At 71.5% G+C, this 22,614-nt stretch carries 17 protein-coding genes and 1 pseudogene; 9 read left to right on the top strand and 9 right to left on the bottom strand.

The features are described 5' to 3' along the window. Position 1: 1 nt before the first annotated feature. Both BJ965_RS35150 and BJ965_RS35145 read right to left on the bottom strand, forming a co-directional pair. The gene (locus BJ965_RS35150) at positions 2-1,618 is read right to left on the bottom strand and encodes a hypothetical protein (RefSeq protein WP_184914798.1); all 1,617 of its coding nucleotides are present in this window, start codon (positions 1,616-1,618) and stop codon (positions 2-4) included. A gap of 229 nt (positions 1,619-1,847) precedes the next feature. Next, positions 1,848-2,306 (bottom strand): DUF6069 family protein, encoded by a 459-nt coding sequence (locus BJ965_RS35145; RefSeq protein WP_184914795.1) that lies wholly within the window; start codon positions 2,304-2,306, stop codon positions 1,848-1,850. Between the two features lie 171 nt (positions 2,307-2,477). Between BJ965_RS35145 and BJ965_RS35140 the strand changes: the two genes are divergently transcribed. Next, positions 2,478-4,154 carry an NAD-dependent malic enzyme gene (locus BJ965_RS35140; protein ID WP_184914792.1) on the top strand — a complete coding sequence of 559 codons (1,677 nt, stop codon included), beginning with the start codon at positions 2,478-2,480 and terminating at the stop codon, positions 4,152-4,154. 70 nt (positions 4,155-4,224) lie between these two features. Beyond that, positions 4,225-5,139 carry an RNA polymerase sigma factor SigJ gene (gene sigJ, locus BJ965_RS35135; RefSeq protein WP_184914789.1) on the top strand — a complete coding sequence of 305 codons (915 nt, stop codon included), beginning with the start codon at positions 4,225-4,227 and terminating at the stop codon, positions 5,137-5,139. 15 nt (positions 5,140-5,154) lie between these two features. Here the strand turns inward: sigJ and BJ965_RS35130 are convergent, their stop codons facing one another. Further along, entirely contained in the window at positions 5,155-5,892 is a 738-nt protein-coding gene (locus BJ965_RS35130; RefSeq protein ID WP_184914786.1) for an SDR family oxidoreductase, read from the bottom strand. A 104-nt stretch (positions 5,893-5,996) separates the two neighbouring features. Between BJ965_RS35130 and BJ965_RS35125 the strand changes: the two genes are divergently transcribed. Further along, positions 5,997-6,143 (top strand): hypothetical protein, encoded by a 147-nt coding sequence (locus BJ965_RS35125; RefSeq protein WP_184918089.1) that lies wholly within the window; start codon positions 5,997-5,999, stop codon positions 6,141-6,143. A gap of 13 nt (positions 6,144-6,156) precedes the next feature. Here BJ965_RS35125 and BJ965_RS35120 read toward each other — a convergent pair whose 3' ends face one another. The 3 genes from BJ965_RS35120 to BJ965_RS35110 all read right to left on the bottom strand — a co-directional run bounded on the left by BJ965_RS35120 (position 6,157) and on the right by BJ965_RS35110 (position 13,784). After that, positions 6,157-8,535 carry a SpoIIE family protein phosphatase gene (locus BJ965_RS35120; RefSeq protein ID WP_246548508.1) on the bottom strand — a complete coding sequence of 793 codons (2,379 nt, stop codon included), beginning with the start codon at positions 8,533-8,535 and terminating at the stop codon, positions 6,157-6,159. A gap of 286 nt (positions 8,536-8,821) precedes the next feature. After that, positions 8,822-13,093, bottom strand: a complete 4,272-nt coding sequence (locus BJ965_RS35115) for a HAMP domain-containing protein (RefSeq protein WP_184914783.1) — start codon at positions 13,091-13,093, stop codon at positions 8,822-8,824. Positions 13,094-13,379: 286 nt separating this feature from the next. Then, the gene (locus BJ965_RS35110; RefSeq protein ID WP_313667510.1) at positions 13,380-13,784 is read right to left on the bottom strand and encodes an STAS domain-containing protein; all 405 of its coding nucleotides are present in this window, start codon (positions 13,782-13,784) and stop codon (positions 13,380-13,382) included. 107 nt (positions 13,785-13,891) lie between these two features. On the opposite strand from BJ965_RS35110, the gene BJ965_RS35105 reads away from it, so the two are divergent. Together BJ965_RS35105 and BJ965_RS35100 are read left to right on the top strand one after the other, a co-directional pair. Next, the gene (locus BJ965_RS35105; protein ID WP_184914780.1) at positions 13,892-14,221 is read left to right on the top strand and encodes a helix-turn-helix transcriptional regulator; all 330 of its coding nucleotides are present in this window, start codon (positions 13,892-13,894) and stop codon (positions 14,219-14,221) included. 26 nt (positions 14,222-14,247) lie between these two features. Continuing rightward, positions 14,248-14,517, top strand: a pseudogene (locus BJ965_RS35100) (aldo/keto reductase); the annotation flags it as partial. Between the two features lie 83 nt (positions 14,518-14,600). Here the strand turns inward: BJ965_RS35100 and BJ965_RS35095 are convergent. Together BJ965_RS35095 and BJ965_RS35090 are read right to left on the bottom strand one after the other, a co-directional pair. After that, on the bottom strand, positions 14,601-14,897 hold the full coding sequence (locus tag BJ965_RS35095) for a hypothetical protein (RefSeq protein ID WP_246548506.1): 297 nt from the start codon (positions 14,895-14,897) through the stop codon (positions 14,601-14,603). Between the two features lie 191 nt (positions 14,898-15,088). After that, positions 15,089-15,748, bottom strand: coding sequence for a TetR/AcrR family transcriptional regulator (locus BJ965_RS35090; protein WP_184914777.1), 660 nt, complete (start codon positions 15,746-15,748; stop codon positions 15,089-15,091). Positions 15,749-15,912: 164 nt separating this feature from the next. Between BJ965_RS35090 and BJ965_RS35085 the strand changes: the two genes are divergently transcribed. The 3 genes from BJ965_RS35085 to BJ965_RS35075 all read left to right on the top strand — a co-directional run bounded on the left by BJ965_RS35085 (position 15,913) and on the right by BJ965_RS35075 (position 18,345). Next, positions 15,913-17,031, top strand: coding sequence for a serine hydrolase domain-containing protein (locus BJ965_RS35085; protein ID WP_184914774.1), 1,119 nt, complete (start codon positions 15,913-15,915; stop codon positions 17,029-17,031). Between the two features lie 292 nt (positions 17,032-17,323). Further along, positions 17,324-17,935, top strand: a complete 612-nt coding sequence (locus tag BJ965_RS35080) for a TetR/AcrR family transcriptional regulator (RefSeq protein WP_184914771.1) — start codon at positions 17,324-17,326, stop codon at positions 17,933-17,935. After that, a complete protein-coding gene (locus tag BJ965_RS35075) occupies positions 17,932-18,345 on the top strand; it encodes a DUF6069 family protein (RefSeq protein ID WP_184914767.1) in 414 nt (137 codons plus the stop codon). Before BJ965_RS35080 ends, BJ965_RS35075 begins: the two co-directional genes overlap by 4 nt. A gap of 63 nt (positions 18,346-18,408) precedes the next feature. Here BJ965_RS35075 and BJ965_RS35070 read toward each other — a convergent pair whose 3' ends face one another. Further along, the gene (locus tag BJ965_RS35070; protein WP_184914762.1) at positions 18,409-19,530 is read right to left on the bottom strand and encodes a PP2C family protein-serine/threonine phosphatase; all 1,122 of its coding nucleotides are present in this window, start codon (positions 19,528-19,530) and stop codon (positions 18,409-18,411) included. 245 nt (positions 19,531-19,775) lie between these two features. On the opposite strand from BJ965_RS35070, the gene BJ965_RS35065 reads away from it, so the two are divergent. After that, positions 19,776-22,517: a SpoIIE family protein phosphatase/ATP-binding protein gene (locus BJ965_RS35065; protein WP_184914759.1), complete on the top strand. Its 2,742-nt coding sequence runs from the start codon at positions 19,776-19,778 to the stop codon at positions 22,515-22,517. Positions 22,518-22,614 lie beyond the last annotated feature (97 nt).

Here is a 22,614-nt window from a genome sequence, read left to right as displayed (position 1 = left end):
GTCACTCGGCCTCCGCTGCGGGGGTCTCGGAGTCGGACGTGTGCCGCGCAGGAGCTGCGGCGGGAGCCGGTGCCGACGGCTCGTCCGGGGATCCGGCGGGCTCGAGGGGTTCGAGTTCGTCGGGCCGGAAGTAGTGGAAGCGGCCGTACCAGTTGTTCAGTTCGGCGGCCGGGTCGTCGTCGAGGGTGACGGCGAGGTGGACGCTGCCGTCCACGTCGTGGAAGACGGCGGCGACCTCGGCGGTCCGTCCGGCCAGGAACATGTCCTGGGCGTCGGCGCCGCGTCTGCGGGGGCGGAGCCGTACGCGGCTGCCGCCGCCGAGCCGGACGCCGTCGACGAGCACGGTGTCGGTGGTCGGGGAGAGACCGTCGTCGGCACCCTCCTGCCACCAGGCGGGCCGGTCGGCGGATGCCATGGGGGTGAACGGTGCAGCGCCCGGCAGCCGGTCGGCGGACACCACGGCGGGGACGGCCGGTGCCGCAGAGCCGACAGCACCCGGCACCCGCTCGGCGGGCGCCGGCCGGGCGGCCGGTGTCAGGGAACGGACGGCGCCGTGGAGCCGTTCGAAGACCTCCTGCGGCATGGTGTCGACCCGGTCGAGGATCGCCGCCGCCCGTGGGTCGGTGGCCCGCGCCTCGCGCTTCTCCTCGTCGGTCAGCAGCATCGTGCGCAGCGTGAGGATCTCGTCGATCTCCGCGGCGTCGTGCAGGTCGCCCGGGCTTTCGGGGGCCACCTGGGGGTGGTCGGGCAGGATGATCGGCGCGGACAGCACGACGGATCCGGTGTCGCCGGACTCGCCGCCGAGCACGGGGAAGGTGAACTCGTTGCGGCACGCACGCACGGGTGCTGCCAGGTCCGCCGGCGGATCGATCAACGAGACGAACTCCACCCCGTCTCCGCCGAGGAGGGTGTGGGTGGCGATGAGGGCCCGGCGCAGTGCCTCGTCCCGGAAGGTGCGCGGCGGCGGGGCGGGCGCGGTGTTCGTGGTCCGTACGCGGATCCGGCAGAGGCCGTCGGAGAGCCGCTCGGCGGTGACGGTGGTCTCGGCCCGGATCTCCTCACGGCTGCGCACCACCCGTCCGGCGTCATCGGGCAGATGTTCGACGTCCTCCCCTGCCTCGGCGCCCACCGCGACGGTGCGTCCGCCCCGGAGGAGTTCTCCTAGCGGGGCCTCGATCTCGTACTCGCGCGGCAGGGCCTCGTCGAAGGTCAGATGCACCGTGCCGTCGTCGCCGTGCAGCGACTCGACGGGCCGGCCTGCTTCCTCCACCTGCTTGCGCTGCATCTGGAGGTAGCGGACCCGCACGCGTACGCGGGCGCTGTCCGGCCGCCCGACCCGCAGCAGACACTCGGTCTGCTGGTACCAGGAGTCGGCGGAGCCTGAGACACCGGGAGTGACGGGGCCGTCCGCCTCCACCCAGTCCCGGGGGAACAACACGCCGAACTGCCAGCGGACACGGTTCTTGGTGGAGGACCGGCGGTAGGGGTACAGGAGGTAGCCCTCGTAGAGGACGGCGTCGGCGACGGCGCCGAGCTGCTCGAAGTCGCCCGGGGACGGGCCTGGGCCGCCCTTCTGGGCAGCGCTCTTCGTGCCGCCGTCGGCCAGTGCCTCCGCCATCGTGCCTCCTCGTCACCGTGTGCACGCGCATTCCTTCCACCACGGTCACACCGGTCATCCACGGTCGCCTCCTCCGGCGCAGTGGGATTGGGCCGTTCGGGGTGGCTCCGAGGCCGTGGCCGGGTGACTCGGGTCGGTTCGCCCGGATCGGGGCGTGGCGGACAGCGACGGGCCCGTCGGCGCCTGGGCGCGACGGGCCCGTGTCGGTGGTGTGGAGGGTGGGACGTGTTCAGCGCCGCACGTGGGAGAGCCTGCGCGCCAGCAGCGGGACGACGACCGCGGCGGCCACCACATGGGACGCGGCGAGCACGATCTGGGTGGAGGTGGCGGTGTGCGGGGCGACGGCCGGGCCGGCGAGGGACAGCGCGGTGAGGGCGACGGTGGTCACGGTGAAGGTGCGGGCTGGCTGCTTCGCCCAGTGGGCGAGGACGACCGCGAGGACGATTCCGGCGACCGACCAGAACAGCACTCCGCCGAAGAAGCCGCCGACCGGGATCTCCGCGGCCTCCGTGGCCCCGGGGCTCGCCGCTTCCATCGGGACACCGGCGGCCCGCGCGACGAGCGCGAACGCCTCCGTCACCACGGCACCGGCGAGGGTGGCCAGAATGCCGACCAGCCACACGGGGCGTGTGGAGAGAAGGCCGGACTCGGTCCGCTGTTCCTGGGACTGAGGCGTCGTCACACTCATGTCACTGTCTCCTGAAGGGCGTTGGGGCGCGGTGGGGCGTACGGAGAGATAGACCGGACGGCGGCGCGGAACTCATCGGTGGCCGGGGGGGCGTTTTCACGGGACCGGTGGTTCCCCCGGATGGCACACGTCACCCGCACGAACCGGCGCGTCACGGGAAGGCGTTACCTCATGGATCAGCCGACGCATCACCCCCGCCCCACCACCAGCCCCGCCGTCACGACCCTGGCCGACCCGTTGGTCAACAGGGGCACCGCCTTCAGCCGGCGCGAACGCGAGGAGCTGGGCATCGACGGGCTGCTGCCGCCCGCCGTGGAGACCCTGGACGAGCAGGTGGCCCGCGCCTACGAGGCGTTCCGCGGCTACGACAAGCCCCTCAACCGGCACATCTACCTGCGGCAGCTCCAGGACACCAACGAGGTCCTCTTCTACCGTCTGGTCACCGAGTACCTGGAGGAGTTGCTGCCCGTCGTCTACACGCCGACGGTGGGTGAGGCCTGCCAGAAGTTCAGCGAGATCTACCGGCGGCCGCGCGGTCTGTTCCTGACCTGGGAGGACCGGCACCGCTTCCGGGACATCCTGCGCAACCGCCCGCACCGGGACCACGACGTGGACGTCATCGTCGTCACCGACGGCCAGCGCATCCTCGGACTGGGCGACCAGGGCGTGGGCGGCATGGGCATCCCCATCGGCAAGTTGAGCCTGTACACGGCGATCGGCGGCATCCACCCCGCCCGCACCCTGCCCATCCTGCTGGACGTGGGCACCGACAACGAGACCCTGCTCGACAACCCTCGCTACCTGGGCCGCCGCGACCGGCGGCTGACCGGTGCCGAGTACGACGAGATGATCGAGGCGTTCGTGTCGGCGGTCGAGGCGGAACTGCCCGGGACGCTGCTCCAGTGGGAGGACTTCGCCACCGCGCACGCCCACCCGATCCTCGCCCGCTACCGCGACCGGCTGCTCACGTTCAACGACGACATCCAGGGCACCGCGGCCGTCACGCTCGGCGCCCTGTCCACCGCGGCGGACGTGGCCGGCACCCCGCTGCCCGAGCAGCGCGTGGTGATCCTGGGCGCGGGGTCGGCCGCCATCGGCGTCGCCGACATGATCCGTACGGCCATGGTCGACGAGGGTCTGCCCGAGGACGAGGCGACGGCCCGGTTCTGGATCCTCGACGTCGACGGCCTGCTGGTGTCCTCGCGGTCCGAACTGACACCGCAGCAGCGGGAGTTCGCGCGGGACGACAGCGAGGTGGCCGACTGGGACGGCACCGGCCTGGCGGAAGTGGTGCGCCGCGTCGGGCCGACGGCGCTCATCGGGCTGTCGACGGCGCACGGCGCGTTCACCGAGGAGATCGTGCGGCAGATGGCGTCGACCTGCGAACGGCCCGTCGTCTTCCCGCTCTCCAACCCCACCTCGCACTCCGAGGCCGAGCCCGCCGACCTCACCCGCTGGACCGACGGGCGGGCGCTGATCGCCACCGGCTCGCCCTTCCCGCCGCTGACCGTCGACGGGCGCGAGGTGCCGGTGGCGCAGTCGAACAACGTGTACGTCTTCCCGGCCATGGGCCTCGCGGTGACCGCGAGCCGGGCCACCCGTGTCACGGACCGGATGCTCGTGGCCGCCGCCCGGGCCGTCGCACGGTGCGCGGTCCGGGCGGCGGACGGCGACGACCTGCCCGTGCCGCTGCTGCCGCCGCTGACCGGGATGCGGGAGTCCGCCCGCGAGATCGCCCTGGCCGCGGCCCTCGCCGCCGTAGAGGACGGGGTGGCCCCGCAGGCCACGGAGGAGGAGCTGCGCAAGGCCGTCGCCCGGGCGCAGTGGACGCCCCGGTACGAGGACTAGGAGCGTACGCCGGTCTTCCGGGGCCCGTACTGTCGGGAGACACGACGGTCGACCCCGGAGGCATCGGCACATGGATCAGCAGCGGCCCCTCCCCGACGACGCGCTGGACGCGGCGGCGGACGCGTTCGAGCGGCTGCGTCCGCGGCTGTTCGGCATCGCCTACCGCGTGCTGGGCAGCGTGTCGGAGGCCGAGGACGTGGTGCAGGACGTGTGGGTGCGCTGGCAGGGGGCCGACCGGAGCACGGTGCTGGACGAGGGCGCGTTCCTGGCGAAGATCACCACACGGCTGGCGATCAACGTGGCGCAGTCGGCGCGGGTCCGGCGCGAGACCTACGTGGGGCCGTGGCTGCCGGAACCGGTGGACACCGGTGTCGATCCGCAGGTCGGCGCGGAGCGCGGCGAGGCACTGGAGCTGGCCGTGCTGGTGGTCCTGGAGCGGCTGAACCCGGTGGAGCGGGCGGCGTATGTGCTGCGCGAGGCGTTCGACTACGCGTACGACGAGATCGCGGGCATGCTGGAGCTGAGCCAGTCCAACACGCGGCAGATCGTCAGCCGGGCCCGCAAACGGCTGTCCGCCGAGCGCCGGGAACCGGTCGACACGGCTCAGCACCGGCGGCTGCTCGACGCCTTCGTCGCCGCCGCGCGGGAGGGCGACATCGCCGCGCTGGAGAGCGTGCTGTCCGCCGACGTCGTCGCCTACGCCGACGGCAACGGTATGCGCGGCGTGGCCCGGCTGGAGCTCGTCGGGCCCGGGCGCGTGGCCAGGGTCACCGCCTTCGCGCACACGTTCTTCCCCGGCGCCGAGTACCGCGTTGTCGAGGCCAACGGGCAGCCGAGCCTGCTGCTCGTGCAGGACGGGGCGGCCGTCGCCCTGGTGAGCGCCACCGTGGGCCCCGAGGGCATCGACGGTCTCTACTGGGTCCTGACGCCGGAGAAGCTGAGGGCGTACGAGCGGTCGGCCCGCAGGGTGACCGACCGCCCGTAGCCCCGCCGGTACGGGTCAGTTCCGCTTCAGCCACTCCTCGTACCGCGTGGTGGCGAGGTGTGTGCTCTCGTCGCCGGTGAGCACATCGGGCATGCCCGCGAACAGGCCGGCGGTCTCGTCGGTGACGACGGCGCGACCGTCCGGCTTCACCGCGAGGGTGATCTCACCGAGCCGGTCGAGGCCGTGCACCTCGGGGCCCGCGATGGTGCGGATGCCGTTCGAGGGTTCGCCCTGCGCGGCCTCGGCGACGGCCGCGGCGACGTCGGCGGAGGCGATCGGGCGCAGGCGCGTGGACGGCAGCCGCACCTCGGCGCCGTCGGTGGACATGTCCATCACCGGGGCGACGAACTCGAAGAACTGGGCGGCGCGCACGATGCTGTAGGGCACGCCGCTGCCGCGCACGGCGTTCTCCTGGGCGACCTTGGCCTCGTAGTACCCGTAGCCGGGGACCTCGTCTACGCCGACGATCGAGAGCGCCACGTGATGGCGGACGCCTGCCTCCTTCTCGGCGGCGAACAGATTCCGGGCCGAGCGGGTGAAGAAGTCCAGGGCCGGTTCGGTGTCGAAGGACGGCGCGTTCGACACGTCCACGACCACGTCCGCGCCCTTGAGGGCGGCTGCCAGTCCTTCGCCGGTGAGGGTGTCGACGCCCGTGGAGGGGGCGGCCGGCACGGCCTCGTGACCGCCCTCGCGCAGGAGGGCGCACACCTGGGAGCCGATGAGGCCCGTACCGCCGACGACCACGATCTTCATCACTGTCTCCATTCGCTGAGGTGCTGACTCACCAGAGAGACAGGGCGGCGCCCGGATCTGTGACGGCCGGGCCGGGAACCCACTCCGTCGGCACGGCCGCGGGCATGCCGAGGGCGGTCGAGGTCTGGCGCCGGACGGCGGTGAGCGCACGCCGGGCCGTCCCGCCGCTTCAGACGCCGCCGGGCGGTGACCTGCGGGCCCTGTGCCCGGCGGCGGAACAGCCGGACTCCATCACCGGCGCCGGCCGGTAGGGCGCCGCGCCCCTCACCCGACCCTGATGCCCACGATGCACGTGTCGTCGTCGGTGTCCGACTTGCTGTAGGTCAGGAGGCGGTCCAACTGCTGGTCGAGCGTGCTCGGCGCCGTGCGGGCGGTGGTCAGGAGGTGGGTCAGGGACTCCTCGACGGGCCGGTCCCGGCGCTCGACCAGACCGTCCGTGTACATCAACAGGGTGTCTCCGGCGGCCAGTTGGAGCTCGGTCTCCTCATAGACGGCCTCGGGGACGGCCCCCAGCAGCAGGCCCTTGACCAAGGGCAGGGGGGCTGCTTCGGTGTCCCGGACGAGGACGGGCGGCAGGTGTCCCGCCCGGGCCCAGCGCAGCGTCCGCCGGACCGGGTCGTACAGTCCGCACACCGCCGTCGCGGTGACGGCGCCGGTCAGATGGTGCGCCACGATGTTGAGCCAGGACAGCAGCTGGCCCGGCCCCGCGCCGGTCACGGCCAGGCCGCGCAGCGCGTTGCGCAGGACGACCATGCTGGTGGCGGCCTCGATGCCGTGCCCGGCCACGTCCCCGACGCACAGCAGTACCTTCCGGGACGGCAGGACGACGGCGTCGTACCAGTCGCCGCCCACCAGCTGCTCGGTCTCCGCGGGCCGGTAGCGGACGGCGACCTGGAGGCCGGACACCTGCAACGGCGCCTGGGTGGGGGGCATGATGGCGTGCTGCAACTGCAGGGTCAGCCGGTTGCGTTCGGTGGCCTGCTGCTCGGTGTGGGCCAGCTGGTCCCGGGTGGCCGCGAGCGCCACCTCGGTCCAGTGCTGGGCCGAGATGTCCTGGCAGGCCCCGCGGACCAGGAGCAGCCGGTCGTCGGTGTCCAGCACCGGTTCGGCGACGATCCGGATGTGCCGGGTCACCCCGTCCGGCCGCTGGAGCCGGAAGGCGGCGGCGGCCGGCCGCTGGTGGTGCAGCAGCGTGCGCAGGAAGCGGCGGATGGAGACGCCGTCGTCCGGGTGGGCGTGGGCCGGCAGCTCCTCCAGGGGCACCGGGGTGCTCGTCTGGGGGCGTCCGTAGAGGTCGAAGAGCTGCCCGTTCCAGGTGATCTCCCCGGTGAGCACGTTCTCCTCGAACCCGCCGATGCGGCCGAGCCGTTGGGCGTGCTGGAGCAGGCTGGCCAGTCGCGCCGTCTCGTCCTCGATGCGCCAGATGAGGAGGACGGACATGCCGTGGCGGCTGATGCTGATGTCCGCGACCGCCGAGAGGGGCACCTGGTCGACGAGGGCGGTGAGGTTCATCCGGCGGGTCCGGAAGGGCTCGCCGGTGGCGTAGACCCGCTCGACTCGCTGGAACAACTCGCTGTCCCCGGCGGCCATCGGGTAGGCCTCCAGGAGCAGCGCGCCGCTCACGACCGCCCGCGGCCTGCCCGCCGGGTCGAGGAACCGGCTGTTCACGTGCTGGATGCGGAAGTCGACCAAGTGCCCGTCGGCGTCGAGGTGCGGCACCAGGACGAGGGCGGGGTCGTGCAGTCCGTCGGCCAGGTCCATCAGCTCGGCGGCGTCCGGCAGGACGCGGGGCTCCTGGGCCGCTCCCTGGGGCGGTGTGTGCGTCTCCAGTGTGTGGGCGCACAGTTCGGCCAGCGCCTCCACCTGGCGGACGATCTGCGGGGGCTGGGGCGCGAGCGGCTCCGGCCAGGCGATCTCCAGCACGCCGTGGATGCGGCCGCCGGTGCCGGCGGGCAGGGCGGCCCGGCCGCCGTCCGGATGGTGGTGCAGGCCGATGGTGGGCAGCCCGGTCACGCCGAGGGTGGTGATCCACTGCCCCTCGCGCTCGATGAGCCCCCGCCGCGCCACGGTCACCACGTCCGGCGGGACATAGCGCCAGCGCGCGGCCTCGGCCGGTGAGAAGCCGGCACTGCCCGCCAGGGTGAGCGAACCGTCGGCGCCCGCCGCCCAGATGGCCACGGCCACGGCGCCGAGGGGGCGCAGCGCCTGCTCCAGCAGGGCGTCGGCGACGGCCTGGGCGTCGTCCGCCGCCAGTACGCCGCTCTCCGCCGCGCGCAGGCGTACGGCGGCCGACTCGTCCTCGGCCTCGTCGGCGCCCCGGGTGGCGGCGAGGAAGGCGTCCGTCACCTCGGACATCCGGTCCCGGGCGGCCTGGTTGATGACGTCGACGGCGAGCTCGAGGGGGGTGACCTGGGCCTGCTCGGCCAACTGGGTGAGCTGCCGGGCGGCCTGGGCCGGTCCGCACTTCAGCCGTTCGACGAGGACGCCCTTGGCGAGCTCGATCAGGGCACGCCCTTCGGCCTCCGCCTGGGCGGCCCGCACCTCCCGGCTGAGCCGCTCCACGGTGGCGGCGAGCCGGCCCACCGGGGATGCGGTGGAGAGGTCCTCGAGGTCGGCGGGCGGGGCATCCGGGGACTCCGACAGCTCGCCGGAAGCCCCCGACCGCCCGTCGGGAACCTGCTCGTCGCCCTCGGAGGGCTTCGGCTCCCCCTCGATGCTCAGGGGCAACCCGTCGTACGTCGCCGACGGCGACTCGGCCTCCGGACCGGCGGCCGAGTCGCGCTTCGGCTCACCGCCCCGATCCGGTTCGCGCGGCTGCTCGGACTTGCTCACAGTGTGGAGGCTCCTCGGCTGGAGCGCCCTGGGGCGCGGAACGACAGGCGCTGCGGGGCGCCCGGCCCGCCGGTGCGGGGGCCGGGCGCCGGTGTCCTCATGCGGGCAGCCAGCGGCGGACGCAGGCCATGAGGTCGCGCGTGTCGACGGGCTTGGTGACGTAGTCGGTGGCACCCGAGGCGAGGCTCTTGTCCCTGTCCCCCGGCATCGCCTTCGCCGTGACGGCGATGATGGGCAGCTCGGCGTACTGCGGCATGCGGCGGATCTCGGCCGTCGCGGTGTAGCCGTCCATCTCGGGCATCATCACGTCCATGAGCACGATGGCGACGTCCGGGTTGTTCACCAGTGTCTCGATGCCTCTGCGCCCGTTCTCCGCGTGCAGCACGCGGAAGCCGTGCATCTCCAGGATCCCGCTCAGCGCGAAGAGGTTGCGCGCGTCGTCGTCGACGACGAGGACGGTACGGCCCGCCGTCGCGTCGTCGACCGAGGGCGGCGTCAGGTGCTGCGGCCCTTCGGTCCGGACGAGGGAGAGCACGTCGCCGGGTTCCTCGGCGGACAGGTGCAGGGCGATGCGCTCGCGCAGTTCGTCGAGGCTGGACAGCAACTCCAGTGCGCCGCCGGCGGAGCGGGAGCGCAGCGTCTCGTCCAGGGACGCGTCCCCGGGATGGCTGGTGTGCACCAGCACCGGCACGCTCGTCAGCGCCGAGTCCCCTTCCAGGGCTTGGAGGAACCGGGACGCCTCGTCGTCGCGCATGCCCAGTTCCAGGACGACGCAGTGGCACGGCTCGGAGGCCAGCGCACCGGCCGCCTCCTGCGCGCCGACGGCGGTGATGACGTCGACCGCGGGCCGCTGAGCACCGTCGGCGCGCCCGTGTGTCAGGTCGGCGACCACGCTCTCCGCGACGAGGGTCAGCAGACCGCGCGAGCGCTCCTCCACGACGAGCAGGCGCCGGGGCCGGGGGCCGGGGCCGATCTGGGGCACCGGCACCGAACCGGCCAGTCCCTGCGGCGCGGGTTCGGCCGAGGCCCGGTCGAGGGGCCTGCCGTGGCTGAGCAGCTCCTCGAAGTCGGGGCGGGCCACGGGCAGGAAGAGCGTGAAGGTGCTGCCCTGGCCGGGCGTGCTGTGCACCGACACGGCGCCGCCGAGCAGTTGGGCGATCTCACGGGTGATGGACAGACCCAGGCCGGTGCCGCCGTACTTGCGGCTGGTCGTACCGTCCGCCTGCTGGAAGGCGCCGAAGATCGTCTCCAGGTGCTGCTCGGGAATGCCGATGCCGGTGTCCTTCACCCGGAAGGCCACGACGGCGGCGCCCCGGACCACGCCCTCGGGCACCTCGTCGTCCGACGCGGGCTCGATGCTCAGCTCCACGCCGCCCTGCTCGGTGAACTTCACCGCGTTGGACAGGAGGTTGCGCAGCACCTGGCGCAGCCGGGAGTCGTCGGTGAGCACGTCCGCGGGCGCGCCGGGGGCGGTCGTCACCGTGAAGTCCAGGCTCTTCTGTGTCGTCATGGGCCGGAAGGTGGCCTCGACGTACTCGATGAGCTGCCGCAGCGTCACCCGCTCGGGGGTGACGTCCATCTTCCCGGCCTCGACCTTCGACAGGTCGAGGATGTCGTTGATCAGCTGGAGCAGATCGGAACCGGCGGAGTGGATGATCTGCGCGTACTCGACCTGCTTGGGCGTGAGGTTGCGGGACGGGTTCTGCGCGAGCAACTGGGCGAGGATGAGCAGGCTGTTGAGCGGGGTGCGCAGTTCGTGGCTCATGTTGGCCAGGAACTCCGACTTGTACTTCGAGGCCAGCGACAGCTGCTGGGCGCGGGTCTCCAGTTCCTGGCGGGCCTGCTCGATCTGCAGGTTCTTCGCCTCGATGTCCCGGTTCTGGGCCGCCAGCAGCGAGGCCTTCTCCTCCAGTTCCGCGTTGGAGCGCTGCAGTTCCTCCTGCTGCACTTGCAACTCGGTGGAGCGGGCCTGGAGTTCGACGGTGAGGCGCTGCGACTCGACGAGCAGTTCGTCGGTGCGGGCGTTGGCCACGATGGTGTTGACGTTGACGCCGATGGTCTCCATCAGCTGGGCGAGGAAGTCGCTGTGAATCTGGGTGAAGGGCGTGACCGACGCCAGCTCGATGACACCGAGGACCTGGCCCTCGACGACGATGGGCAGCAGCACCAGCGCGGTCGGCACCACCTCGCCGAGGCCCGAGGAGATGGTGACGTAGCCGTCCGGCAGCTCGTTCACCACGATGGTGCGCCGACTGCGCGCGGCCTGGCCGACCAGGGTGCGGCCGAAGGCGATACGGGAGGGCCGGCTGCTCTCCTCGGGGTAGCCGTAGGAGCCGACGAGGCGCAGTTCGGGCCCGTCGTCGCCGTCCTCGGCGAGGTAGAAGGCCCCGTACTGGGCCGACACCAGCGGGACCAGCTCGTCCATGATCAGCTCGGCGACGACGGGCAGGTCGCGGTGGCCCTGCATCAGGCCCGAGATGCGGGCGAGGTTGGTCTTGAGCCAGTCCTGTTCCTGGTTGGCCCGGGTGGTCTCGCGCAGGGACTCCACCATCGAGTTGATGTTGTCCTTGAGCTCGGCGACCTCGCCGGACGCCTCCACGGTGATCGAGCGCGTCAGGTCGCCCTCGGCGACGGCGCTCGCGACCTCGGCGATGGCGCGGACCTGCCGGGTCAGGTTGCCCGCCAGTTCGTTGACGTTCTCCGTCAGGCGCTTCCAGGTGCCGGAGACACCCTCGACCTCGGCCTGTCCGCCGAGGCGTCCCTCGGTGCCGACCTCGCGGGCGACGCGGGTGACCTCGTCGGCGAACGCCGACAGCTGGTCGACCATCGTGTTGATCGTCGTCTTGAGTTCGAGGATCTCGCCGCGGGCGTCCACGTCGATCTTCTTCGACAGGTCACCCTTGGCCACCGCGGTCGTCACCAGCGCGATGTTGCGCACCTGGCCGGTGAGGTTGTTGGCCATGGAGTTGACGTTGTCGGTGAGGTCCTTCCAGGTGCCGGCGACGTTCGGCACGTGGGCCTGGCCACCGAGGCGCCCCTCGGTACCGACCTCGCGGGCGACGCGCGTGACCTCGTCGGCGAACGCCGACAGCGTGTCGACCATCGTGTTGATGACCTCGGCCAGCGCGGCGACCTCGCCGGCGGCCTCGACCGTGATCCGCTGCGACAGGTCGCCGCGCGCCACGGCGGTGGCGACCTGGGCGATGGAGCGGACCTGGCCGGTGAGGTTCGACGCCATCACGTTGACGTTGTCGGTGAGGTCCTTCCAGGTGCCCGACACCCCGCGCACCTGGGCCTGTCCACCGAGGCGGCCCTCGGTGCCGACCTCGCGGGCGACCCGGGTGACCTCGTCGGCGAACGCCGACAGCTGGTCGACCATCGTGTTGATGGTGCTCTTCAGCTCCAGGATCTCCCCGCGCGCGTCCACGGTGATCTTCTGCGAGAGGTCGCCCTTGGCCACCGCCGTGGCCACCAGCGCGATGTTGCGCACCTGGCCGGTGAGGTTGCCGGCCATGAAGTTCACGGAGTCGGTGAGATCGCGCCAGGTGCCCTTGACACCCTTGACGTCCGCCTGGCCGCCGAGGCGGCCCTCGGTGCCGACCTCGCGGGCGACCCGGGTGACCTCGTCGGCGAACGCCGACAGCTGGTCGACCATCGTGTTGATGGTGCTCTTCAGCTCCAGGATCTCCCCGCGCGCGTCCACGGTGATCTTCTGCGAGAGGTCGCCCTCCGCGACCGCCGTGGTCACCTGGGCGATGGAACGGACCTGGCTGGTGAGGTTGCCGGCCATGTGGTTCACGGAGTCGGTCAGATCGCGCCAGACGCCGGCCACGCCCGGCACCTGTGCCTGGCCTCCGAGCCGTCCCTCACTGCCGACCTCGCGGGCGACGCGGGTGACCTCGTCGGCGAAGGCGGACAGCTGGTCGACCATCGTGTTGACGGTCTCCTTCAGCTGGAGGATCTCGCCGCGGGCGGGCACGTCGATCTTCTGCGAGAGGTCGCCCTTGGCCACCGCCGTGGCCACCTGGGCGATGTCGCGGACCTGGGTGGTCAGATTGCCCGCCATGGCGTTGACCGAGTCGGTCAGGTCGGCCCAGGTGCCCGAGACGCCCGGCACCTCCGCCTGCCCGCCGAGCGTTCCCTCGGTACCGACCTCGCGGGCGACCCGGGTGACTTCGGAGGTGAACACGGACAGCTGGTCGACCATGCCGTTGAAGACCTTGGCGATGTCGCCCATGAGGCCGTCCGCGTCGTCCGGCAGCCGGGTACCGAAGTCCCCGTCGCGTACGGCTGTCAGGCCGGCCAGCAGCCGCCGCAACTCCTGGTCGCCCGGCACCGCATCGACGACCCCAGTGCTGTCGCTGGTCATGCGCACCCTCGTTCCGCTCCCCAAGAGCCCTCGAGAACCGAGGACTCGGAACCCCCCGGGCCGATGTGCGGCCCGGTTGTCGTGCATGCGTTTTCCACGTTCACAGATGTGGATGTGGTGTGGAAATACGCCGCAGGTTAACCCACGTTTCAAGCCCCGAACAAAGCAGGAGCCGCCGGCCTCGGCCGAACAGCGGCGCCGCGTCACCAGCCGTTTCCCGCAGCCCGGGACGCCGTCCCGGTGCACCGGGAAGCGGCTTCCCCACCCTTGCCACGCGGAGGGCGACTCAGGACACGGCGGCGTCATCCAGCGAGGCGCGCATCTCCAGGATGCCGTCGACCCCGGTGATCTCGCAGAGCCGCTGGAGCTGAGGTGACGGCGCGACCACGCGCAGGGTGCCCGTCCGGTGGGTGAGGATCAGCAGATTGAGCAGCGTCGAGTCCGCGAAGGTGATGCCGGAGGCGTCCAGCACCACCTTCGGGTGCTCCCTGACCGCGCCCCTCAGGGCGTCCGACAATGGCGGGATCGAGTCCATGTCGTAGGCGCCGCGGGCGGCGACGACCCAGGCCCCGAGCCATGCGTACTGCACCACCGCTGCCCCTTCGGGGGCGTGGGCGGTGGCCCGCTCCGGCAGCATCTCGACGCCGGTGTCGCGCGTGAGCGCCGGCGCACCGGCCTCGTCCCAGGGCACCTTCGGGCTCCTTATGTGGCTTTCCCCGACGGGAACACGTCATCAGTTGCATGAAAAGTATGTCACGTATCTGCGTTCCGGCAATGCTGCCCCCTAAAATGCTCGACATGGTAGGAGTGCCCGAGTCCCACAGCGGATGGACGTTCATCACCAGCCACGCGCGCGTACTGGCAGCCATCGCGGACAACCCGAGCGCCCGCATCCGCGACATCGCCGCCCATTGCCGGCTGACGGAACGCGCCGTCTCGCGGATCATCTCCGATCTGGAGCAGGACGGTTACCTCTCCCACACCCGGGACGGGCGCACGAACAACTACCGCATCGAGCCGGACAAGGTGCTGCGCCACCCGGCCGAGGCCGGTCTCTCGGTGGCCTCCCTGCTCTCCCTGCTCGTCCAGGACGAGTCCGACCGTGTCAGGAAACCGGTCGCCCCGTAGGAGCCCTCGTCTACGGCGACGCGGCCCTCGAAGCGGTCCAGCGCCTCGTCCCCCTCACCGAGGAGGCCGGGATGAGCATGGCGACCCTGGCGCTCGCCTGGGTCCTGCGTCGCGGCGAGGTCGCCTCCGCGATCACCGGCGCCTCCCGCCCCGAGCAGGTCCGCAGCAATGCCGCGGCCTCGCCCGTGGAACTCTCCGAGGACCTGCCGGCAGCGGTGGACCAGGCTCTCGGCGACGTCCCCGTCACGGAACCGACGCTCGCCCCGGGCGCGCAGTCGGGCGTCAAGCACCGCTGACCCTGCGCGGATCCGGTCCCCGACGAAGCTCGAGGCCCCTGCCCGGCGGGTGCCGGACGCGGGCTTCGAGCGTGTGCCGAGCGTCAGCAGCTCATCGCCCACGTGTGGGAGTCGCCCCGGTCGTTGGCCACGCCATTGTGGCCGACCTCCTGGCCCGGGGTGAGGCAGATCGTCGTCTGCCCGCCCTGACCTGCGCTGGAGTAGACCTTGACGTGGTCCTTGATACCGGGCCCGGAGATCCCGTGGTTGGCCCAGGAGGAGTCTTCGTCCGCGATCCAGCTCTCCCACCAGCCGTCATCGCCGGACCAGTTGGCGCGCTGACCGGAGAAGTCGGCGTGGGCCGGACTGGGCGTGGCAGCCTCGGCGGTCGAGTAACACAGCGTGGTCGCACGCGCCGCTGCCGCCAGGGCCCACGCGCTCGGCGTGCCCTTCCTCTGCCCTGGCACGGGTGCCGGGCGGAGTCACTGGGGTTGCACCTTCCGTAGCGGTACGTTCTCCCCGGCCCGCCTGCGCTGCATGGAATGGCCGAGGAACTCGCTGCCCACGAGTCACCCGCTTCCCAGAACACGACCTAGCCCGGGCGGATCGCGGCCTCGATGTGGGCGAGGTGGGCGGCGAGGATCTCCTCGAACGCCACATGACGATCCGCCCCGAGGGGACGGACATCGCGGGCGAAGTGGGCCAGGGCGGGGAAGCGTTCCGGGTCGGCGCCCAGGACCGCCACCCGGAACAGCTCCATGCCCTGCTCGCGTTCCGCGGCGGTGACGGTGCTGACCCCGGCCTCGGAGGCGATCAGCGCGGCGATGAGGACGGCGAGCCGGTGGTAGCGCGCCGGGATCTCCTCGTCGGGCAGTCCCGACGCGCGCAGGGCCTGCAGCACCTCTTCCATGACCAGCCGGGAGCCCGTACCGCTTGACGCGTAGCGTCCCCAGACGGTGGCGAGCTGGGGCTGCCGTCCGAAGGCTTCCCTCAGGTGCAGGGCCAGTGACGTGATGCGCTGCTTCCAGTCGCCCTCAAAACGGTGGCCGTCCATAGCGGCCAGAAGAATCCGGTCGGCGACCGCGCGCAGCAGTTCGGTCTTGCTGCGGAAATGCCGGTAGAGGCTGGAGGAATCGGTGCCGAGGGTCGTCGCCAGCTTGCGCACGCTGAACGAATCCGCGTCGCTCGTGCGCAGCAGTTCCGCCGCCGCGTCCAGGATCTCCTCGGTTGACCAGCGCCTTCGACCCGCCATCCCGCTCCTCTCGCCGAAACCTCATCCTATCGGTGCACCTGGCGCTGCACGCACCGCGTGCATAATGAGGACATGGACGTGCCGGGCGAGCCGGCATGCCATTCGTGCCCCGTTGTCCGGTCAGGTGACCGATACACCCCCGGGCAACACGAAAGGAGCATGTCGTGACGAACCCACTGGATTGCGCGGCACTGGACGCGGCCATCGAGAACGTCCACCGCGCCGGGATGCCGGGACTGTTCGCCGAGGTACGGGACAGCGACCAGGTCTGGCGCGGCGCCGCCGGGGTCGCCGATGCCGCCACCGGCCGCCCCGTCACCGCCGACATGCGCCACCGCGTCGGCAGCATCACCAAAACCTTCACCGCCGCCGCGGTGCTGCAGCAGGTCGAGAGCGGTCGGATCGGTCTCGACGCACCGATCGGCCGGTACCTTCCGAAGCTGGTTCCCGGAGCGCGCGGTGACGCGATCACGGTCCGGATGCTGATCAACCACACCAGCGGCCTCGCCGAGTACCTCCCCTACGCCTACCCCTCCCTCAAGGCGTTCCCCGCCCTCGCGGACACGGGGCCCGAGAGCCTGGACGATCACCGGTTCACACGGTTCGACCCCGTCGAACTGATCGAGATGGGCGTCACCGCACCCGCCGTCGGCACCCCGGGCGGTTCTCCGGGGGTGTACTCCAACACCAACTACCTGCTCCTCGTCCAACTCCTGGAACAGGTGACCGGCACGACCGCCGAGCGATGCATCACCCGGAACGTCATCGAGCGCGCCGGGCTTCGGGACACCGAACTCCCCACCGGACCGCACGTCGAAGGGCCGCACTCACGCCTCTACGAAGCGTGGTTCGGCATGATCGACCCGCCACGCGACTACAGCGTCTACGACATGTCATGGGTGGGGCCGTCCGCCTCACTCATATCGACCGTCACGGACCTCAACCGGTTCTTCGGCATGCTGCTGTCCGGGGAGATCGTCGGCCCGTCGTCGCTGGCCCAGATGCAACGCACCGTCCCGGTCGTCTCCCAGGAGGGAAGGATCATCGATTACGGCCTCGGCCTGCACCCGATGGAGGGCCCCGGCCAGGGCATCTTCTGGGGCCATGGCGGCACGGTCTGGGGCGGTGGAGCGCTGGCAATGACCCGTGCCGACGGCAGGCGCCAGATGTCCGTCGCGGTGAACATGCAGCGGTGGAACAGGCTCGACGCCTCCGGCAGGCCGCGGCCCCATCCCATCGATGACGCGCTTGCGGCTCTGTACCGCGTGGCGATGTACGGCTGACGGGGCAGGAGTCGGCGACGCCCGGCGACCGTCCGGGACCGGGCGCGACCGGGGTGGGCGGCGCCGTTCGGTGAGCCGGCTTCGGCGACAGACAGCACCAACGCGCTCCGCCTGCTATGGGCGGGCGTTTCAGCGGAGTCGCACAGTGCCCGGCGCCGCGCCCGGACCGGCGAAACGGCCGGCCCGGCCGGGCCGGCCGCTCCCTCTCACGCCCCTCGGGCGAAGGGATCCCATTGATCGGAGTGAGTACTCACTCATTGACGGAGTGAGTACTCACTCATACTCTCGGGTCATGACAGCATCTCAGGAGAACCAGACCACTCGCCGCCGCGCCCCCGGCATGTCGCCGGAGCAGCGCCGCGAGATGATCATCCGGACCGCTATCCCGCTGATCACGGAGTACGGCTCCGCCGTGACGACCGCCAAGATCGCCCGCGCCGCGGGCATCGGCGAGGGCACGATCTTCCGCGTCTTCGCCGACAAGGACGAGCTGCTGCAAGCCTGTATTGCGGAGGCGCTCTCCCCTGAGCACGCGATCCGCGAGCTGGACGCGATCGACGTGTCCCAGCCGCTGCCCGACCGGCTCGCGGAGGCGGCCGAGGCGCTGCAGGCGCACATGGACCGGCTTGGCGCGATCATCGGCTCGCTGGGGCACGGCGGCGGCAAGCACCCCGGCACGGTGCGCGGCGCGGGGCGCAACGAGTCGACGACCCGTATCCGTGCGGCCCTCACGGAGCTGCTGGAGCCCGACAAGGCCGCCCTGCGCCGACCGCCGGAGCAGATCGCGGCCCTCTTCATCGGGCTGCTCTTCACCCAGCCGCGTACGGAGGACGAGCCCGACCTGACCCCGCAGGAACTGGTGGAGGTCTTCCTGTACGGGGCGCTCTCGGGGCGTGCCAAGTGAGCGCGCGGAGAAGGCGCCTGAGGGTTACGGCCCTGGCCGTCCTGGCCCCCGTCCTGGTGTGGCTGGCCGCGGACCCACTGCTGGGGCACCGGCTGCGGATCGCCGATGGCGAGCAGACGCTCGACATCGGCGCCGCGCCCGTGGCGGTTGTCGCACTGCTCGCGTCGCTCTCCGGCTGGGGACTCCTGGCCGCCCTCGAGCGGTTCGGGGTACGGCGCGCCCGCGCCATCTGGACCGGGGCGGCCGGCGCCGTACTGGCCGTGTCCTTCCTGCCGCTCCTCGGCGACGGCATGGACGCCGGCACCCGGATCTCCCTCGCGCTGATGCACCTGGCGGTGGCGGCGGTACTGATCCCGGGGCTGGGTGGCAGGTCGCCCGGGGTGGGGGCCGGAGCGGGCAGGGGGGGGTGAGCGTCGGCAGCACGTGAGGAGGGCGGGCAGCACCGGATTCGGGCGGCGGAACCAACACCGCCCTCAGCCCTCCACGTCGGCGACTCCCCTTTCCTCCACGTCGGAGCACCTCAGCGCGAGGGCCGCGATGTCGTCGTCGAGCCTTCCGCCGCTGTGCCGGAGCAGATCCCGGTGCAGCGCGCCGAGCAGCTCGCGGGGCTGTTCCAGGTCCTGCAGCCGCATCCAGTCCGGCAGCGGAAAGAACCGGCCGGCGTGATCCCGGGTCTCCGATACGCCGTCCGTGTAGAACAGCAGCTGGTCCCCCGGGGAGAAGGCGACGCTGTCGACCCAGTAGCGGTCACCGATGAGCGACGCGAGGTTGAGGGGCGGAGAGGGGACGGTGGGGTCCAGGACCCGGACCTTCCCGCGGTGCGCGATCAGCGGCGGCGGATGGCCGCAGTTGAGAAGCCGGATGTGACCGCCGTCGGGCGGGATCTCGGCGAGGAGAGCGGTGGCGAAGTGCTCGGGCTGGTCCTGGGCGGGAAACGCGGCACTGTGGCGCGTGACGGTGGTTTCCAGGCGATGGACGATGCCCTGCAGGTCGGGCTCGTCGTACGCCGCCTCCCGGAAGCTGCCGATCACCGCCGAGGCCACACCCACCGCGGACAGACCCTTGCCCCGCACGTCGCCGATGAGCAGCCGGACCCCGTGCGGTGTACCGAGCGCCTCGTAGAAGTCGCCGCCGATCCGGGCCTGCTCCTGGGCCGCCAGATACAGCGACTCGATCTCGAGGTCCTCGATGCGGCGCGGCAGCGGGCGCAGCAGAACCTTCTGGGCCGCGTCGGCGACGAGCCGGAGCTGGAAGAGCACCTCCTCGCGCTGAAGTCGGACGTGACTCCCGTACGCGGCCGCCAACGTGACCGCGACGATGGCGGCCGACGTGTACTGCGTCCCCAGATCGGCATAGAAGAGGCTGAGGACCGTCATGAGCAGCAGACAGAACGCCCCCAGCCCGATCGTGGGAAGCACGGGCCACATCGCGGCGGCGAGCGCGGGCGCGGCGGGCAGAAGGCGGCTGATGGCGATCTCCCGGGGCGTGGAGAACGCCAGGACGGCGATGAGGACGGTCAGGACCACGGGTGACAGCCGGGCGGCTTCCCACCGGCCGCTGTAGGCGGGGCGACTGCGCCTCAACCGTGCAGACATGATCACAAATGCATAATATCGACCTAAACGGGACTCGGGCACGGAGAAGGCGCCGTGCGGCGCACGCTCTGCGGCGGACAGTTCTGTGCGGGGACCCAAGGCCGTGCGCCGCGCCTGAACCCTAGGCCGCGCACCACGCATGACCCGAGGTCGCGCACCACGCAGCCCCCACAGATTCCCGCGCCGACCAGGCATGGACCGGATGGCCCCTGGCCGCTCGGGATCACCAGTGTTAAAAAGGTCGCATGGCGAATCCCTTCGCCCGCTTTCAGCACCTATCGGTCAAGCGCGTGATCAGCAAGACCACGCGGAGCGTGGCCGGGCAGGTGTTGATTTTCCAGGTGGCTCTCGTGGTGCTGCTCGTGGCCTGCGGCGTCTTCGCTCTCATTCTGCAGTCGGAGCGGGACACCAACGCCGAGGCCAGGCGCCGCTCCACGGCCGTGGCACAGACCTTCGCGCACTCACCGGGCGTCCTGGCGGCATTGCAAGCCCCGGATCCGAGCAAGATCCTCCAGCCGCTCACCGAAGCGGGGCGCCGGGCTGCCGGTGTCGACTTCATCGTGGTGATGGACACCAAGGGCATCCGGTACACGCACCCCTTGCCGGACCGCATCGGAAAGAGGTTCGTGGGCGAGATCGGACCATCACTGGCGGGGAAGGTCTACGTGGAGAGCGTCGACGGCCCGCTCGGTCGCGAAGTGCAGGCCACGGTCCCGATCGAGAACGCCGACGACGAGGTGGTGGGCCTCGTCTCGGCAGGGATGAAGGTCAAGAACGTCCAGAGTCAGCTGACCCGGCAACTACCGATCATCCTGGGCGCCGGCGCCGGAGCGCTCGCGTTGTCCACCGGAGTCACGGCGCTGGTGGGCAGGCGGCTGCGACGGCAGACACACAGCCTGGCCCCGGACGAGATGACCCTGATGTACGAGCACCACGACACGGTCCTCCACTCCGTCCGGGAAGGCGTCCTGATCGTGGCCGCCGACGGGCGGCTCATGCTGGCGAACGACGAGGCCAGACGGCTGCTGGAACTGCCCCCGGACGTCGAGGGCGGGCTCGTCTCGGAATTGCCCGGCCTCGATCCCGAGACAAGGGCGCTGCTCACCTCCGGACGCGAGGCGACCGACGAGGTGCACCTCGCGGGAGAGCGGCTGCTCGCGGTCAACCAACGGCCCACGGATCACCGGGGAGGTCCCAGGGGAACCGTGGTGACGCTGCGCGACTCCACCGAACTTCAGGCGGTCACCGGCAGGGCCGAGGTGGCACGGGAGCGGCTCAGGCTGCTCTACGACGCCGGACTCCACATCGGTACCACTCTGGACGTGCTGCGCACCGCCGACGAGTTGGCGCGGGTCCCCGTTCCTCGCTTCGCGGACTTCGTCACCGTGGACCTGGCCGACACCGTCCTGCACGGCGATGAGCCGTCCCCCACGGCGACGGACATGCGACGCGCGGCCGTGTGCGGCATCCGGGACGACCACCCGCTCTCCGAGCAGGGCCGGCTCTTCGACTACGTTCCCTCCACCCCCCAGGCCCGCGGCTACGGCAGCGGCCACTCCCAGTTGGTGAGCGATCTGCCGACCGCCACGAGCTGGCGCCTGCAGGACCCGGAGCGTGCCCGGGCGATCATCGACTACGGCATCCATTCCCTCATCACCGCGCCGATCCAGGCCCGGGGCGTCGTGCTCGGCATGGCCAGCTTCTGGCGCGGGCAGCAGCACGAGCCGTTCAACGAGGAGGACCTGTCGCTGGCGGAGGAGCTGGTGGCCCGTGCTGCGATCAGCATCGACAACGCCCGCCGCTACACCCGTGAGCACGCCCTGGCCGTCACCCTCCAGCAGAGCCTGCTGCCGCAGGCGATGCCCGAGCAGAACGCCCTCGACCTCGCCTACCGCTACCTCCCCGCCCAGTCGGGTGTGGGCGGAGACTGGTTCGACGTGATCCCCATGCCGGGGAGCCGGGTGGCACTTGCCGTCGGCGATGTGGTCGGCCACGGCCTGCACGCCGCCGCCACGATGGGACGGCTGCGCACCGCGGTCCACAACTTCTCCGCGCTCGATCTGCCACCCGACGAGCTGCTGAGCCATCTGGATGACCTGGTCGGAAGCATCGACCAGAACGAGACGTCCGAGACCGCGGCGGGCGTCGTGGGCGCCACCTGCCTGTACGGGATCTACGACCCCGTGACGCGCCGCTACGTGGTGGCGCGTGCGGGGCATCTGGTCCCCGCGCTGGTCCACCCCGACGGGACCGTCACCTTCCCGGACGTGCCGGCCGGTCCGCCCCTGGGTCTGGGCGGCATGCCGTTCCGGACAGCGGAGCTGTGCCTCGAGGAGGGAACCCAGCTCGTCCTGTACACCGACGGCCTCATCGAGGACCGCAGGCGCGACCTGGACGCGGGACTGGAACTGCTGCGCGATGCGCTGACGGGCCACCCCGGCCGGCCGCCCGAGGAGACCTGCCAGGACGTGCTGGCCAGCCTGCTCCCGGGGCACCCCAAGGACGATGTCGCCCTGCTCGTCGCCCGCACACGGGAACTGCCGCCCGACCAGATCGCCGACTGGGACGTGCCGGCCGACCCCGCCGCCGTCTCCGGCATGCGCGACGCCGTGTCGCAACGGCTCGAGGCGTGGGGCCTGTCGGAGTGCGGCTTCACCCTGGAACTCATCCTGAGCGAGCTCATCACCAACGCCATCCGCTACGGCGCCGGGCCGATCCACGTCCGACTGATCCGGGACCGCACGCTGATCTGCGAAGTGGCCGACGGCAGCAGCACCTCACCGCATCTGCGGTACGCCGCGACGACCGATGAAGGAGGCCGGGGTCTGTTCCTGGTGTCGCAGATGGCCGAACGCTGGGGCACCAGGTACACCCCGCACGGCAAGGTGATCTGGGCCGAACAGTCCCTGCCGGAGGTCACACAGCAGCCCGCCCCGAGTCCGGCCGCCGCGGACACGCCCCTGGACGACGGGGCAGCCGAACGGTGAATCAGGTCGTCGCACAGGCGGAGTCCATGGTGCGGGTGCTGACGTCGAAGACGTGCGGGCGCTGACGTCGAGCACGTGCGGGCGTGAGCCGCGTCGC

Source organism: Streptomyces luteogriseus (genome assembly GCF_014205055.1).
Classification (GTDB): Bacteria; Actinomycetota; Actinomycetes; order Streptomycetales; family Streptomycetaceae; genus Streptomyces; species Streptomyces luteogriseus.
This window is presented reverse-complemented; position numbering and strand designations above follow the sequence as displayed.

Excerpts from the sequence above, each read along its gene's own strand:
- BJ965_RS35090 (WP_184914777.1), bottom strand. The coding sequence starts at position 15,748 with ATGGCGGGTCGAAGGCGCTGGTCAACCGAGGAGATCCTGGACGCGGCG.
- BJ965_RS35125 (WP_184918089.1), top strand. The coding sequence starts at position 5,997 with ATGCCGAGGGCGGTCGAGGTCTGGCGCCGGACGGCGGTGAGCGCACGC.
- BJ965_RS35070 (WP_184914762.1), bottom strand. The coding sequence starts at position 19,530 with ATGTCTGCACGGTTGAGGCGCAGTCGCCCCGCCTACAGCGGCCGGTGG.
- BJ965_RS35115 (WP_184914783.1), bottom strand. The coding sequence starts at position 13,093 with ATGACCAGCGACAGCACTGGGGTCGTCGATGCGGTGCCGGGCGACCAG.
- sigJ (WP_184914789.1), top strand. The coding sequence starts at position 4,225 with ATGGATCAGCAGCGGCCCCTCCCCGACGACGCGCTGGACGCGGCGGCG.
- BJ965_RS35105 (WP_184914780.1), top strand. The coding sequence starts at position 13,892 with ATGGTAGGAGTGCCCGAGTCCCACAGCGGATGGACGTTCATCACCAGC.
- BJ965_RS35140 (WP_184914792.1), top strand. The coding sequence starts at position 2,478 with ATGGATCAGCCGACGCATCACCCCCGCCCCACCACCAGCCCCGCCGTC.
- BJ965_RS35150 (WP_184914798.1), bottom strand. The coding sequence starts at position 1,618 with ATGGCGGAGGCACTGGCCGACGGCGGCACGAAGAGCGCTGCCCAGAAG.
- BJ965_RS35080 (WP_184914771.1), top strand. The coding sequence starts at position 17,324 with ATGACAGCATCTCAGGAGAACCAGACCACTCGCCGCCGCGCCCCCGGC.
- BJ965_RS35130 (WP_184914786.1), bottom strand. The coding sequence starts at position 5,892 with ATGAAGATCGTGGTCGTCGGCGGTACGGGCCTCATCGGCTCCCAGGTG.
- BJ965_RS35145 (WP_184914795.1), bottom strand. The coding sequence starts at position 2,306 with ATGAGTGTGACGACGCCTCAGTCCCAGGAACAGCGGACCGAGTCCGGC.
- BJ965_RS35065 (WP_184914759.1), top strand. The coding sequence starts at position 19,776 with ATGGCGAATCCCTTCGCCCGCTTTCAGCACCTATCGGTCAAGCGCGTG.